The sequence below is a fragment of the Streptomyces sp. cf386 genome (assembly GCF_900103585.1).
In the GTDB taxonomy this organism is placed as follows: domain Bacteria; phylum Actinomycetota; class Actinomycetes; order Streptomycetales; family Streptomycetaceae; genus Streptomyces.
Genome location: NZ_FNHV01000006.1, coordinates 249,098 through 262,368 on the forward strand (window position 1 = coordinate 249,098; position 13,271 = coordinate 262,368).

General features: G+C 70.1%; 13 protein-coding genes. 3 read left to right on the plus strand and 10 right to left on the minus strand.

The genetic code is table 11. The features are described 5' to 3' along the window. Positions 1-33: 33 nt before the first annotated feature. Positions 34-999, plus strand: a complete 966-nt coding sequence (locus BLU79_RS17470) for a helix-turn-helix domain-containing protein (RefSeq protein WP_093906702.1) — start codon at positions 34-36, stop codon at positions 997-999. Positions 1,000-1,013: 14 nt separating this feature from the next. On the opposite strand, the gene BLU79_RS17475 is transcribed toward BLU79_RS17470, so the two are convergent. The 10 genes from BLU79_RS17475 to BLU79_RS17520 all read right to left on the minus strand — a co-directional run bounded on the left by BLU79_RS17475 (position 1,014) and on the right by BLU79_RS17520 (position 11,055). Next, the gene (locus tag BLU79_RS17475; RefSeq protein ID WP_093906703.1) at positions 1,014-2,393 is read right to left on the minus strand and encodes a bifunctional albaflavenone monooxygenase/terpene synthase; all 1,380 of its coding nucleotides are present in this window, start codon (positions 2,391-2,393) and stop codon (positions 1,014-1,016) included. After that, complete coding sequence (cyc1, locus tag BLU79_RS17480; RefSeq protein WP_093906941.1) at positions 2,390-3,475, minus strand: epi-isozizaene synthase; 1,086 nt, start codon at positions 3,473-3,475, stop codon at positions 2,390-2,392. Before cyc1 ends, BLU79_RS17475 begins: the two co-directional genes overlap by 4 nt. Positions 3,476-3,766: 291 nt before the next feature. Beyond that, entirely contained in the window at positions 3,767-4,417 is a 651-nt protein-coding gene (gene def, locus BLU79_RS17485; protein WP_093906704.1) for a peptide deformylase, read from the minus strand. A gap of 74 nt (positions 4,418-4,491) precedes the next feature. Next, positions 4,492-5,472 carry a tetratricopeptide repeat protein gene (locus tag BLU79_RS17490; RefSeq protein WP_031479428.1) on the minus strand — a complete coding sequence of 327 codons (981 nt, stop codon included), beginning with the start codon at positions 5,470-5,472 and terminating at the stop codon, positions 4,492-4,494. Between the two features lie 109 nt (positions 5,473-5,581). Next, positions 5,582-6,823, minus strand: a complete 1,242-nt coding sequence (locus BLU79_RS17495; protein WP_093906705.1) for an HD-GYP domain-containing protein — start codon at positions 6,821-6,823, stop codon at positions 5,582-5,584. Next, the gene (locus BLU79_RS17500) at positions 6,820-8,130 is read right to left on the minus strand and encodes an HD-GYP domain-containing protein (protein ID WP_093906942.1); all 1,311 of its coding nucleotides are present in this window, start codon (positions 8,128-8,130) and stop codon (positions 6,820-6,822) included. The genes BLU79_RS17495 and BLU79_RS17500 overlap by 4 nt, the downstream gene beginning before the upstream one ends. A gap of 133 nt (positions 8,131-8,263) precedes the next feature. Beyond that, positions 8,264-8,566, minus strand: a complete 303-nt coding sequence (rsrA, locus tag BLU79_RS17505; protein WP_093906706.1) for a mycothiol system anti-sigma-R factor — start codon at positions 8,564-8,566, stop codon at positions 8,264-8,266. After that, positions 8,563-9,258: an RNA polymerase sigma factor SigR gene (gene sigR / locus BLU79_RS17510; protein WP_093906707.1), complete on the minus strand. Its 696-nt coding sequence runs from the start codon at positions 9,256-9,258 to the stop codon at positions 8,563-8,565. The genes rsrA and sigR overlap by 4 nt, the downstream gene beginning before the upstream one ends. A 257-nt stretch (positions 9,259-9,515) precedes the next feature. Further along, complete coding sequence (locus BLU79_RS17515) at positions 9,516-10,145, minus strand: alpha/beta hydrolase family protein (RefSeq protein ID WP_177001051.1); 630 nt, start codon at positions 10,143-10,145, stop codon at positions 9,516-9,518. A gap of 94 nt (positions 10,146-10,239) precedes the next feature. Continuing rightward, positions 10,240-11,055 carry an SOS response-associated peptidase gene (locus BLU79_RS17520; protein WP_093906708.1) on the minus strand — a complete coding sequence of 272 codons (816 nt, stop codon included), beginning with the start codon at positions 11,053-11,055 and terminating at the stop codon, positions 10,240-10,242. A 50-nt stretch (positions 11,056-11,105) separates the two neighbouring features. Here BLU79_RS17520 and BLU79_RS17525 point away from each other — a divergent pair, with 50 nt between their 5' ends. Both BLU79_RS17525 and aroA read left to right on the plus strand, forming a co-directional pair. Next, on the plus strand, positions 11,106-11,828 hold the full coding sequence (locus BLU79_RS17525) for a M50 family metallopeptidase (protein ID WP_093906709.1): 723 nt from the start codon (positions 11,106-11,108) through the stop codon (positions 11,826-11,828). A 122-nt stretch (positions 11,829-11,950) separates the two neighbouring features. Beyond that, a complete protein-coding gene (gene aroA / locus BLU79_RS17530; RefSeq protein WP_093906710.1) occupies positions 11,951-13,270 on the plus strand; it encodes a 3-phosphoshikimate 1-carboxyvinyltransferase in 1,320 nt (439 codons plus the stop codon). Position 13,271: the final 1 nt, after the last annotated feature.

The following is a 13,271-nucleotide window of genomic DNA, read 5'->3' on the forward strand; positions in this document are numbered from 1 at the left end:
GATTTACTGCCACATCCGAGGCACACTGGCAGCATGCTCAAAAACGTCGCCGCCGTCCTCCTCGACGGTGTGCACCCCTTTGAACTGGGCGTCGTCTGCGAGGTCTTCGGCATCGACCGCAGCGACGAGGACCTGCCCACGTACGACTTCGCCGTCGTCTCGGCGGAAGGGCCGACGCTGGGCACACATGTCGGCGGGCTCTCCGTCTCCACGCCCCACGGCCTGGAGCGGCTGGAGGAGGCCGACCTGATCGCCGTGCCGGCGGGCAGCGACTACGTCACCCGGGACTACCCGCCCGAGCTGCTGAACGCCCTGGTCAGGGCCGTCGAGCGGGGTGCGCGGGTGCTCAGCGTGTGCTCGGGCGTCTTCGTGCTGGGCGCGGCGGGACTGCTCGACGGGCGGCGGTGCAGTGTGCACTGGCGGCAGGCGGAGGAACTGGCGCGACGCAATCCGGGGGCGATCATCGAGCCCGACGTGCTCTACGTCGACGAGGGCCCGGTCATCACGTCCGCCGGCACCGCGGCCGGAATCGACGCCTGTCTGCACATCGTGCGGCAGGAGCAGGGGCCCGAAGTCGCCAACAAGATCGCCCGGCGCATGGTGGTGCCGCCGCACCGGGACGGCGGGCAGGCCCAGTACATCGAGCGCCCGCTGCCCCGCTCCCAGTGCGACACGGTCGGCGAGGTGCTGGCCTGGATGGAACGGCACCTGGACGAGGACGTCACCGTGGAGCAGCTCGCCGAGCGCGCGCTCATGTCCCCGCGCACCTTCGCCCGCCGCTTCCAGCAGGAGACCGGCACGACTCCCTACCGCTGGATCCTGCGCCAACGGGTGCTGCTGGCGCAGGAGTTGCTGGAGGCGACGGACGAGACGGTGGACTCGATCGCCGGTCGAACGGGGTTCGGCACGGCAGCCGCACTGCGCCACCAGTTCGTACGGGCACTGGGCACGACCCCGAACGCCTACCGAAGGACGTTCCAGGGCCCGAACGCGGCGTAGGCCCTTCTCCCGCACTAGTCCCTCGGCACCGGCCTCAGCAGCAGCTTGTTCGGGCGGAGCGTGATGCCGACGCGGGTCGCGTCCTGGGAACCCGACACCTGCTCGAAGCGGTACTTGGTGGCCAGCGCCGCCGTGATCAGGGTCAGCTGCGCCATGGAGAAGTGGTCGCTCGGGCACTTGCGGTTGCCGACACTGAAGGGACTCATGGCGTATTTCGGTACGTCCTTGACGCGTTCCGGGAGCCAGCGGTCGGGGTCGAAGTCGAGGTTGTCGGCATACGACTTCCGGTCACGCTGGATCGCGTAGGGGCTGTAGACGATGTCCGCCCCGGCCGGAATGCGATAGCCACCGAGTGACGTATCGACCACTGCCCGTCGCGTGAGAATCCATACCGCGGGGCGCAAACGCATCGCCTCCACGACGACATTGTTCGTGTGCCGGAGGCTACGGACGTCCGCAAATGCCACGGGCCGACCGCCGGTGACGGATTCGACCTCCGCGCACACCTTGTCGGCGTGTTCCGGATGTTCCGCGAGCACATGCAGCAGCCACATGATCGTGGAGGCCACGGTTTCACTGCCCGGGGTGACTATCGCGACGACCTGGTCGTGGATCTCCTGTTCCCCGATGGGGTCGCCATTCTCGTCCTTCGCCTCCAGCAATGCCGTCAGCAAATCGTCCGGCCTTTGACCAGATGCCCGGCGTTCGGCGACGATCTCGTCGACCAGGAGATGCAAATCGGCCAGCGCCCGGTTGAATTCGCGGTTGGGCGGAAGAGGCAGCTTGTACAGCGGCCCGAGGGGGACCACCATCCGCCGGTACATCCCGCGGAAGACGGTCGCGAGCGCGTTGCACAGCCGCTCGGCCCGCTCGTCCATGTACTCGCCGCGCAGCAGACAGCGGGCGGCGATGCGCACGGCTATCCGGAACGACTCGGAGGTGCAGTCGACGGTCTCGCCGGGCTTCCAGCGCTCGGTCAGCGCATGCGCCTCCTCCTCCATGATCGGCCCGTACGCGGGGATCGCGTCGAGCCGGAAGGCGGGCTGGATGGTGCGCCGCTGACGCCGGTGCCGGGTGCCGTTCGCGGTGGCCACGCCCTCCTTGCCGAGTAGGCCTTCCAGGGACTCCCACAGCGGCCCGTCGATCTTGAAGTCGGTGCTCAGCGCCATGGCGCCGGTGAGCTCCGGCGTGGTGACGGCGTACACCGTCTTCGGGCCGAGCTTCAGCCGTACGACGTCTCCGTGCTCCCGGAGCGCGGCCATGAACGCCAGCGGATCTCGGACCAGCTTCCAGCCGTGGCCGAGAAGCGGAACTCCTCCGCCCGCGAGGGGCGGCTCACGCAACTCCGAAGCCTCACGGGGCTGGGCTTCGGGGCGGACGGACTCGACGGTCATTTCTCACCTGCCGCTTCGTTGTTGACGTACGGGGGCGTGGACCGGTCGTCCCAGCTGTCGACCATGTAACGGCCGGACTCGTGGTGGAACCAGTAGACCGAGCTGAACCAGTTGCGCATATTGCTGACACAGGCCCGCACCGCGGCGCTGAGTTCCTTTCCGCGCAGCGTGCCGTCGGACAGGGAGTCGGCGAATTCCAGAGCGTCCTGCTCGGCGTCGAGGAAATCGGATATGCAGGTCTCGACGCGTCGCCTCAGCTCCGTCACCGCCTCTTCCAGAGTCAGCCCCTCATGTTTTATGAGACTGATTCCGAGATTGTGCACCTCATCGCCCGCTATTTCCTTCGGAAGCGAGCAGAGGTCGTTGTACCAGGCGGCGAATTCCTGGCTCAGTAACGCCACCCGCCGATATGCCGGATGTTTTCGCACGCCGTCCGGGAGTTCCAGCTCGGCGCTCGGCTCCAGCAGATCGGTCCAGATCCAGTGCGCGAAGGTGAGCCGCCGCAGTGCGAGGTATTCCTCGACGGTCGGGATGATTCCTTCGGTGCGGTTACGGAATTCCCGGTCGTACGCCTCGATCACCGCGTGGAAGTGACGGGCGAAGCGGGTGTTCCAGGTGCGGGGCAGGAACGAGTACAGCCGCACCATGCTGTCCGCGAACCCCGCGACCAGCGCGTCCCCGTGGTGCAGATGCTCCTCGGGGGAGTCGAGGGCCGCGTGCAACCGGAACCTCAGCCGCCGCCAGGCGGACGGGCGGTAGTGGACGATGTCACGGTCGTGCCGGTCGTCCCAGACGAAGAACCAGGCGCTGTAGTCCGCAATCGCCTGGAGCACCTCGTCGGGGGCGCCAATGTAGTACCCCGCCATGAGGTCGGTGTAGCAAAGGCCGTCGGCATATTCTTCGACCTTGTCGGCCGGCATCAGCCGCTTTTCCAGCAGCCAGGTACGGGTCTTCTCCTGGAGCCGGGGCCAATATGGATGGAGTTGCCTGGGAAACGCTGCTTCGATCACCGGAAGAGAGAGCGATGGTGGTACCTGGACCGCCGTCGGTGTCGATGTGGTGCTGTGTGAGAAAGCATGCACGAACAAACCCCTCTCAGCCGCCAGTTGTACACGCCCCTCCCGCTGTGCCGGGCGTGCGCCGTTGCGTATCCCCGCACTTCCATTCAGCACCACAACTGACCGTTCTGGGAACGGATTTGCTTCATTCACTACCCCACAGTGCCGAGAATCTCCCCCTATGTGACTGGTTCTGGATCACAACCAGCGTGTATGGGATCGAACGTGCGACGGACATGCGAACGGCGCCTGGTCAGGATGGGGAAGCTGAACAGACGCCGTGCGCAAGGGTCCTGTGGGGCGTGCCGGACGACCTCAGCCGTTCGCGACGACGGCGTAGCGGGGCTCGTTCTCGGCCATCTGCCGGAGCGCGTCCTTGCGCTCCCGCTTGGAGAGACGGTCGATGTAGAGGTAGCCGTAGAGGTGGTCCGTCTCGTGCTGCAAACACCGAGCGAAGTACCCGGTGCCGCGCACCTTGATCGGGTTGCCCTTCTCGTCCTGCCCGGTCACCTCGGCGTAGTCGGGGCGGGCCAGCGGCGCGTACGCCGTCGGCACGGACAGGCAGCCCTCGTTGCTGTCGTCGAGCCGGCGCTGCTCGGCGGGCAGCTCGACGAGCTTCGGGTTGCAGACGACACCGACGTGCCGCTCGCCCTGGTCGTCCTGGCAGTCGTAGACGAAGACCTTCAGATCGACGCCGATCTGGTTGGCGGCCAGGCCCACGCCCTCGGCGGTGCGCTGCGAGGCGAACATGTCCGCCACCAGCTGGTCCAGCTCCGCGCCGAACTCGGTGACGTCCTTGCACTCCTTGTGGAGGACCGGGTTCCCGACGACGGTGATCGGCCGCGAGGTGCCGCGCTCACGCCAGGCGTTCTCGCGCTCCTCCGTGTCCTCGGTGTCGACGACGAACCCCTCGTCGTCCACGGGGAGCACGCCCGCGTGCTGCTGCTCGGTGTCCTGCTGGGCCATGACCGACGTATGCCTTCCTGCACAAACCAAAGAACAAAAGGGAGGGTGATGCTGATACAGGGTACGGCGAACGGTCAGCAGACCTCTTCGAGATCCCGCCAGTCCCTGGAATCCGGGCTGTCCGCGACCCAGCCGTCCAGCAGGCCCCGGACGAGCGAGGCAGGCGCGGCCACGCCACACTCCCGCTCCGGCACCCACAGCTGCCCGTCCGTCCGGTGCCCCAGCGGCCCGGGGTGGCCCGGTTCACTGTGATCGTGCGGATCCAGGTGCTCACCGTCGCCCTCGTCGGACGGCATCCGCGACTCGGAGCACATCCGGCACAGCAGCCGCACGGACGACGACCAGTCCTCCGCGGCGAACCCGGCGTCCGCGGCGAGCTGCTCCAGGGCGTCCCGGTCGGCCTCGGTGGCGGCCTCCAGCAGCACCACCCAGGTCGGCACCGGCGAGGGCGCCCACAGCTCGATCTCGTCGAAGACGGGGTAGGCGTGCCCGGCGGACGTGGTCCGCTCCCCGTGAGGCACCCCGTCGTGCAGCACGACCTCGCCCCAGCGCCGCCCGGACGACGGCAGCGGGATCGACAGCACCTCGATACGCGCGGGGTCCAGCCGCCGCCCCCACACGACCTCGGCCTCCCCCTCGGGGGACAGCCGTACGGCCGCGCTGCCCAGGTCCATCCCGACCGGCTCGCCGGACGCGGTCGCACCGCCGGGCACCCGCAGGCCGTACGCCTGCCAGGCCCGCCGGGCCAGCGGCCAGTCCTGCAGGGCGGTGGCCGCGATGCCGACGTTCCACCAGTCGGGCGCGCCGGTCTCCCGGTCGAGCAGCGCCACGGCACGCAGCCCGGCCGCGCGGGCCTGCTCCCAGTCGTGACGGAACTTGTGCAGCAACGCGAGGTTGAACCAGGACTCCGACAGCCAGGGCTCCAGATCGGCGGCACGTGTCAACAGCGCGCCCGCGTCCTCGTACCGGCCGTCGCCGATGAGCGTGAACGCCCGGTCGGTGGCCTGCCGCCAGGAGGCGGAGGGCCGGTGCCGTCCCTTGCCGAAGATCCTCACGATTCCCGCCTGCCAGTTCCGTGGAGTGGGCTGGCTAGTGCTCGCCCCCGGACACACTCTCATTCGCATCCAACCACGTACGGCTGGAAGGGCGCTCATTACCCATGGGTTACCCAGCCACAGGGGATGTCAGACAGTCTCTGGCCAGCACCCGTGCGAGGGATCCGACCACCTCCGGCGCATAGTCCCCGGCGGTCCCCAGCCGCAGTTCCTCCAGCGCCTTCAGCGGCCCGCCCGGCCCGGCGCCCCGGGCCTTCTCCTCGTACGCGTTCACGGCCCGCACGATCCGCGCGGCGACCGGCTGCTCGGGGCAGGGATCGGCCAGCCGCTCCACGACCGTCGCGACCTGCGGGTTCACCCCGGTCTGCCGTACGACGGCCCCGCCCAGCAGCGCGATCCGCCGCTGCTCCTCGACGGGCAGCACGGCGGTGGCGCCCGCCGGCACCGGGTCGACCAGGCTGAGCTGCCCGATGTCATGCATCAGTGCCGCGTACTCCAGCACGGTGAGCTCGGCCTCGGAAAGGCCCAGGTCCCGCCCGACCTCCCGGCTGAGCGCGGCCACCCGGCGGGCGTGTCCGGCCGGCGTGTACCCGGCGATCTCGGTGGCCCGGGCGAGGGAGGCGATGGTCTGCCGATAGGTGGCCCGCACCGCGGCGTACCGGCGGAGGGACATCTGGGTGAGCAGGAGGGGGAGCGAGAAGACGGGCAGCGCCCACAGCCCGACCACGGCGACCGCGAGCGCCATCACCGCGCCCGTCGCGCAGACGGCCGACCCGATCCCGAGCGTCGCCCGCAGCTCGTCCCGCAGCAGCGGCCCGAAGGGCCACCGGGTGCGGGAGTGCGCCAGCACGGCGGTGAGCAGGGCGCCGCACAGGCTGGTGAGGGCGAGGATCGCGAGCAGGAGCAGGGCGTAGGCGGTGCCCCAGCCGCGGAACGTGCCCTGGTTGTACAGGGGTTGGAAGCAGACGGCGGCGAAGCCGACGGTGAGCACGCGCCGGGCGAGATGGTCGAGCAGGGGACCTCCGCGCGCGATGTGCCGCACGCTGCCGAGGAGCGAGGCGGCGAGGACGACGGCGACGACCTGCACGACACCGTGCCGGGTGGGCTCCCCGCCCATCTCCCCCAGCAGGGCGTACGACAGCGCGGCGGCGGCCCCGAGCGGTGCGGCCTCCCTGCCCTCCGCCCCGGTCCACCGGGTGAGCTCGCCCAGGGCGATGAGCACCCCGAAGGCGATCGCGGTGCCGCGTTCTTCGAGGCCGCTGCTCAGGGTGCTGACCAGACAGACCGCGGCGAGGAGGGCCGCGCAGACGTGGACGAGCGCGAGCAGGAGGCGTGGCCGCGGGGCGCTCATCGGCGCGCTCCCGGGGCGCTGGAGAGCGGCGGGCGGGGGACGGGCGTACAGGCCTCGTCGGCCGTCACGGCGGGATGCCATCCGTACTGGCCCACGGCTCGGACGAGGGCCGTGACCATCCGGGGGTCGAACTGCGAGCCCGCACACCTCTCCAGCTCCCGCAGGGCGACGGACACGGGCCGGGCCCGCGAGTAGGACCGGGTGGACGTCATCGCGTCGAAGGCGTCGGCGACCGCCACCACCCGGGCCGGCTCCGGGATCTGGTTGCCCATCAGCCCGTAGGGGTAGCCGCTCCCGTCCAGCCGTTCATGGTGATGCAGTACGGCGGCCCGGGCCTCGCCGAGGAAGGAGATCCCGCGGACCATCTCGTGGCCGTACTCGGGGTGCAGCTCGATCACCCGCCGCTCCTCGGGTGTGAGCGGCCCGTCCTTGCGCAGCAGCCGGGTGGGCACGCCCAGCTTCCCCACGTCGTGCAGGATTCCGGCGAACCGCACCACCTCGACGCGGTCGTCGTCCATGCCCAGCTCGCGGGCGATCATCATCGAGGCCTGTCCGACCCGCTCGCTGTGCCCGCGGGTGTAGCCGTCCTTGATGTCGACGGCCTGGACGAGCGCCCGGATGGTCGCCTGGTGCGCGGCGCGCTCCCGGTGGTACTGGGCGAACACCCACCACGACACACACATCGGCAGCAGCACGAGCAACGCGGCGACCGGACCGTACGGGCTGCGCCACAGCACGGCCATCATCAGCCCGGCCAGACCATGGACGGCGAGCGGCGCGAGCGAGCGCAGGAACAGCCCCCGCCAGGCGCGCCGCACGGGCAGGCGCTCGGCGAAGGCACGGATCCCGCCGTCCAGCGCGGTCAGGACCAGACAGAAGGCCAGGACCGCACCCCCGGACGGGATCAGCGCGTACGGGAAGTCACCCGCCACGACGACGTCCCGCCCGCCCAGCGCCCAGTGCACCCGAGCCGCAGCCCAGACGGCCACGACGAGCTGGGCGGCCCGCCAGATCCGCCGGGTCCACAGCGGCCGTTGCCCGCCCGGCGACAGCAGGGCACCCGGCACGGCGACCAGCGCGGCGGCGGGCGGCGACAGCAGAAAGGCGCCGGCGAGCAGTACGGGATAGAAGGTGCCCCCGAACCGCCATCGGGCGGCGACCTGCTCACCGGCCGCATACAGCACCGCGAGCAGGACGACCGCCCGCCAGGGCACGGTGGTCGTGAGTGGCGACGGCAGGAGACAGGCCAGGGCGCACAGCGCCACACAGGCGACGTACACACGCGCCCGTGCCGGTATCGCCTCCATCTGGACGCCCTCCCCCACCATGACCTGCTCAGCTCAACAGGGGAGCCTAGGTCGGCAAGAGGGGCAACTGTGGGCTTATCACCCGCCGATTAGCACGTTCGAGTGACGACAGCCCGTTCCAGGGAGGGGGAGTTCAGGACTCCTGGGGTGTGGCGGTCACGTCGTGCTCGGGAACCGCCTGGCCGGAGCGGATCAGGTCGAGCCGGCCCAGCACCTTGGCGCGCAGGTCGGTCGGCACGTCGTCGTGTCCGCAGCACCGCTTGACCAGCTTCTTCACGGCCTGCTCAAGACCGTACTTCTCCAGGCAGGGCGAGCACTCCTCGAAGTGCTGCTCGAACTTGGTGCAGTCGGCGTCGGGCATCTCACGATCGAGGAACTCGTAAAGGTGATCGAGTACCTCACTGCAATCCGTCTCGTGCGGCTCTCCGCAGCTCATGAGCCCGAGCCTTTCGCTTCGTTCGACTCTCCGGCGCCGGCCGGGACCATTCCGCGCTCACGGGCGTAGTCCTCGAGCATGCCGCGCAGTTGACGGCGGCCCCGGTGCAGCCGGGACATCACCGTACCGATGGGTGTCCCCATGATGTCCGCGATCTCCTTGTACGCAAAGCCCTCTACGTCGGCGAGGTAGACGGCGATGCGGAACTCCTCGGGGATCGCCTGGAGTGCTTCCTTCACGTCCGAGTCGGGCAGGTGGTCGAGCGCCTGCGACTCGGCGGAGCGCAGGCCGGTCGACATGTGCGACTCGGCACGCGCGAGCTGCCAGTCCTCGATCTCCTCGGCCGCGGAACGCTGGGGTTCACGCTGCTTCTTGCGGTACGAGTTGATGAAGGTGTTGGTGAGGATCCGGTACAGCCACGCCTTGAGGTTGGTGCCCTCACGGAACTGGTGGAAGGACGCGTACGCCTTGGCGTACGTCTCCTGCACCAGGTCCTCGGCGTCGGCCGGGTTGCGCGTCATACGCAGCGCGGCCGAGTACATCTGGTCGAGGAACTCCAGCGCGTCCCGCTCGAAGCGCGCGCTGCGCTCGGCGGTCGACTCCGTGGACGTCGCCGCGCTCGTGCCCAGGCCCTCGGGCTGCTCCGCCTGGCCGTTGTCGGTCCCTGCGTCGGTACCGGGAACCGGACCCACCTCCTCAAGATTCCGGGCAGGACCGAAACCGGTCCCACCTGAATCGGAGGATAGACGACCTGCCGTACCTGCCGCCGCTCGAATAGGAGCGGTCCGAGCCGCGTGCAGCACCGTCCAGTCCAGGTCAGTGCGGCTGCTGCGGGCCGGGCAGAAGGTCGAACCCATGCGGCGGACTTCCTCTCCTACGACGTGTGCGCTGCTCGTTCAGCACCGCTGTCCGCCACAACAGAGGCCGGGTCCCCGACATTCCCGAAGCTTTACCCGAGTGACCCGACCCACTTCACGACACTGTCGGTGACGATCGCCACGGCCTCCTCCTGATCGAGGGGCGCCCGCTTGGGCACGGCGAACCCGTGATCGCCGTACGGCACCTCGATCAGCTCGTGGTCCCCGTCCGGGAACTCCTCCGGCCTGCCGAACGGATCGTTCCCGCCCTGTACGACGAGGGTGGGCACCCCGGCCCCGAGCAGCTCCTCGGCACGGGACTTCTCCGGCTTGCCCGGCGGGTGGAGGGGGAAGCTGAGGGCGAGGACGGCATGGGCGCCCAGTTCGAGGGCCGTACGGCAGGCGACCCGGGCACCGGCGCTGCGGCCACCGGAGATCACGGGCAGCCCGGGCGCGGCGAGTGCGGGCCAGACGCCGCGCCAGCCGACGTCGAGGGTCTTCGGAGCGGGCGCCACCTTCTTGCCGGCCACCCGCCAGGGCTGCTCGACGAGGGCGACGGTCACTCCCTGGGCCGGGAGGACCGAGGCCAGCGCCTTCAGGTCCCGGGCGCCGATGCCACCGCCGGCGCCGTGGCTCACGGCCAGCACGAGCCGGGCCTGCCGCGCCGGGTGCCAGGTGATGCGGGCGTCACCCGCGTCCGTACCGATGGTCTCTGTCGTCACGTCCGGCTCGTTCACATCTGGCTCGTTCACATCTGGCTTGTTCACGTCTGACTCGTTCACGTCTGACTCGTTCACGTCTGACTCGTTCGTCACGTCAGAAGAGTGTGCCCTCTTCGGGACCGTCCAGCTCCTTCAGCAGCTCCGGTCCGTTGTTGCGGACGTTGCTGACCAGCGTGGAGACGGGGTAGGCGCGCATCAGCCCGGCGGGCGGCGGGGCGAGCAGCGAACGCAGTTCCTCCGGGTCCGTCCGGGCCGGGTCGAGCCAGGCGTCCCAGCGGTCCGGGGTCAGCATCAGCGGCATCCGCGGGTGGATATCGGCCAGCGCGTTCGGGCCCTCGGCGGGCGTCACGGCCAGCGGGGTCGTCTCCGCCTCCGTCGTGATGACGGAACAGGTCACCCACCAGGCCTGGGGGTGTTCGTCGGGCAGCGTCCGGTCCCGCCAGAACTCGTACAGCCCGGCCATGGCGAACACCGTCCCGTCGGCCGGCAGCACGAAGTACGGCTGCTTGCGCGGCCGTTTCCGCTTGCCCTCGACCTCCAGGTCCCGCTCCTGTGTGCCGGTGACCCACTCGTAGTAGCCGTCGGCGGGGATGATGCAGCGCCGGGAGGTGAAGGCCCGTCGGTACGACGGCTTCTCGTGCACCGTCTCCGCGCGCGCGTTGATCATCTTGAAGGCGCTCTCGGGGGTCTTGGACCAGCTGGGCACCAGCCCCCACTTCAGCTTGCGCAGCTGCCGAACCGGCCGCGGGTCGTGCACGTCTTTCAATGGACGGTCGAGGACGACGTGAACTTCCTTGGTCGGAGCCACGTTGTAGTCCGCATCGAGGGTCTCCTCGGGCTCCCACTTCTCGATCTCAAAGATTCCTGCGAGATCCTCGGCCCCACGACTCGCTGCATACCGTCCGCACATACGTGCCACACTGCCAGATTCCATCCGACCACAGGGAGCCATCGCCTTACATGGACAGCACCGCATCCGCCTCGCTCGCCTCCCTCTGGGACGAGGTCGCCGGGACGCAGCCCGACCCGGACCTCTGGGTGGTGATCGCCGCCCTGGTCGCCGCACTCGCCGTGGTCGTCCCGCACAGCCTGTGGCGCATCTCGCGCAACGCCATCACCATCGCCCACGAGGGCGGTCACGGCCTGGTGGCCCTGCTGACCGGCCGCACCCTGACCGGCATACGCCTGCACTCCGACACCAGCGGCCTCACCGTCAGCCGCGGCAAGCCGCACGGCCTCGGCATGATCCTCACCGCGGCCGCCGGCTACACGGCTCCCCCGCTGCTGGGCCTGGGCGGCGCGGCACTGCTGGGCGCGGGCCGGATCACCCTCCTGCTGTGGCTGGCGACGGCCCTGCTGGTGGCGATGCTGGTGATGATCAGGAACGCGTACGGCGCGCTGACGGTGTTTGTCACGGGCGGCACGTTCGTGTTGGTGAGCTGGTTGACCGGCCCACAGGTGCAGGCGGCGTTCGCGTATGTGGTGGTGTGGTTCCTGTTGGTGGGCGGGGTCAGGCCTGCGTTCGAGCTGCAGGCGAAGAGGTCGCGGGGTGGGGCGGGTGACTCGGACGCGGATCAGCTGTCGCGGCTGACGCATGTGCCGGCAGCGCTGTGGCTGTTCCTGTTCCACGCGGTGTCGCTGTGTTCCCTGATAGGCGGCGGACGGTGGTTGCTGGGGCTATGAAGCGCCCCGAAGGGGCAGCTTCTCCAGGGGCGCGGGGCTGTGTCACCTGCGGCTCCGCCGCGGGGCGCGACCAGCCACAACGGCGCCGCACCCGAACGACGGCCTACTTATAAAGTGAACCCATGGCCCAAAACCCCGCCGCACACACCGCCCTCTGGCCCGCCCCGCACGCAAGCGGAGCCGTCGACGCGACGGTCCACGTGCCCGGGTCCAAGTCGGTCACCAACCGAGCCCTCGTCCTCGCCGCCCTGGCGAGCGAGCCCGGTTGGCTGCGCCGCCCCCTCCGCTCCCGCGACACCCTGCTGATGGCCGGCGCCCTGCGCGCGATGGGCGTCGGCATCGAGGAGGGCGTGGGCCCCGAGGGCACCGGCGAGGCATGGCGGGTGCTCCCCGCGGGCCTGCGGGGCCCGGCCACGGTCGACGTCGGCAACGCCGGCACCGTGATGCGCTTCCTGCCGCCGGTCGCCGCGCTCGCCGACGGCCCCGTCCGCTTCGACGGCGACCCCAGGTCGTACGAGCGTCCCCTGCACGGCGTGATCGACGCCCTGCGCGCCCTCGGTGCCCGGATCGACGACGACGGCCGGGGCGCGCTGCCGCTGACGGTGCACGGCTCGGGTGCCCTGGAGGGCGGCCCGGTGGAGATCGACGCCTCGTCGTCGTCCCAGTTCGTGTCGGCGCTGCTGCTGTCCGGCCCGCGCTTCAACCAGGGCGTCGAGGTCCGGCACATCGGCTCCTCCCTCCCCTCCATGCCGCACATCCGCATGACCGTCGACATGCTGCGCTCGGTCGGTGCCCAGGTGGACACCCCGGAGTCGGGCGGCGAGCCGAACGTCTGGCGGGTCACGCCGGGCGCCCTGCTCGGCCGCGATCTGACCATCGAGCCGGACCTGTCCAACGCCCAGCCGTTCCTGGCGGCGGCGCTGGTGACCGGCGGCAAGATCCTCGTCCCGGACTGGCCGGCCCGCACCACGCAGCCCGGTGACCGGCTGCGCGAGATCTTCACCGAGATGGGCGGTTCCTGCGAACTCACCGAGTACGGGCTCGTGTTCACCGGTTCGGGTGCGATCCACGGCATCGACGTGGACCTGAGCGAGGTCGGCGAGCTGACCCCCGGTGTCGCGGCGGTCGCCGCCCTCGCGGACTCCCCGTCCACGCTTCGCGGCGTCGCGCACCTGCGGCTGCACGAGACGGACCGCCTGGCCGCGCTGACCAAGGAGATCAACGAACTCGGCGGTGACGTCACCGAGACCGCCGACGGCCTGCACATCCGCCCACGCCGACTGCACGGCGGGGTCTTCCACACCTACGAGGACCACCGCATGGCGACGGCCGGCGCGATCATCGGCCTCGCGGTCGAGGGCGTACGGATCGAGAACGTGGCGACGACGGCGAAGACCCTTCCGGACTTCCCGGAGCTGTGGACCGGGATGCTCGGGGCGTAGG

Bases quoted from the DNA above. Each gene is read 5' to 3' on its own strand.
- BLU79_RS17470 (WP_093906702.1), top strand. From the start codon at position 34: ATGCTCAAAAACGTCGCCGCCGTCCTCCTCGACGGTGTGCACCCCTTT.
- BLU79_RS17475 (WP_093906703.1), bottom strand. From the start codon at position 2,393: ATGACCGTCGAGTCCGTCCGCCCCGAAGCCCAGCCCCGTGAGGCTTCG.
- def (WP_093906704.1), bottom strand. From the start codon at position 4,417: ATGGCCCAGCAGGACACCGAGCAGCAGCACGCGGGCGTGCTCCCCGTG.
- BLU79_RS17495 (WP_093906705.1), bottom strand. From the start codon at position 6,823: ATGAGCGCCCCGCGGCCACGCCTCCTGCTCGCGCTCGTCCACGTCTGC.
- BLU79_RS17500 (WP_093906942.1), bottom strand. From the start codon at position 8,130: ATGGAGGCGATACCGGCACGGGCGCGTGTGTACGTCGCCTGTGTGGCG.
- rsrA (WP_093906706.1), bottom strand. From the start codon at position 8,566: ATGAGCTGCGGAGAGCCGCACGAGACGGATTGCAGTGAGGTACTCGAT.
- BLU79_RS17520 (WP_093906708.1), bottom strand. From the start codon at position 11,055: ATGTGCGGACGGTATGCAGCGAGTCGTGGGGCCGAGGATCTCGCAGGA.
- BLU79_RS17525 (WP_093906709.1), top strand. From the start codon at position 11,106: ATGGACAGCACCGCATCCGCCTCGCTCGCCTCCCTCTGGGACGAGGTC.
- aroA (WP_093906710.1), top strand. From the start codon at position 11,951: ATGGCCCAAAACCCCGCCGCACACACCGCCCTCTGGCCCGCCCCGCAC.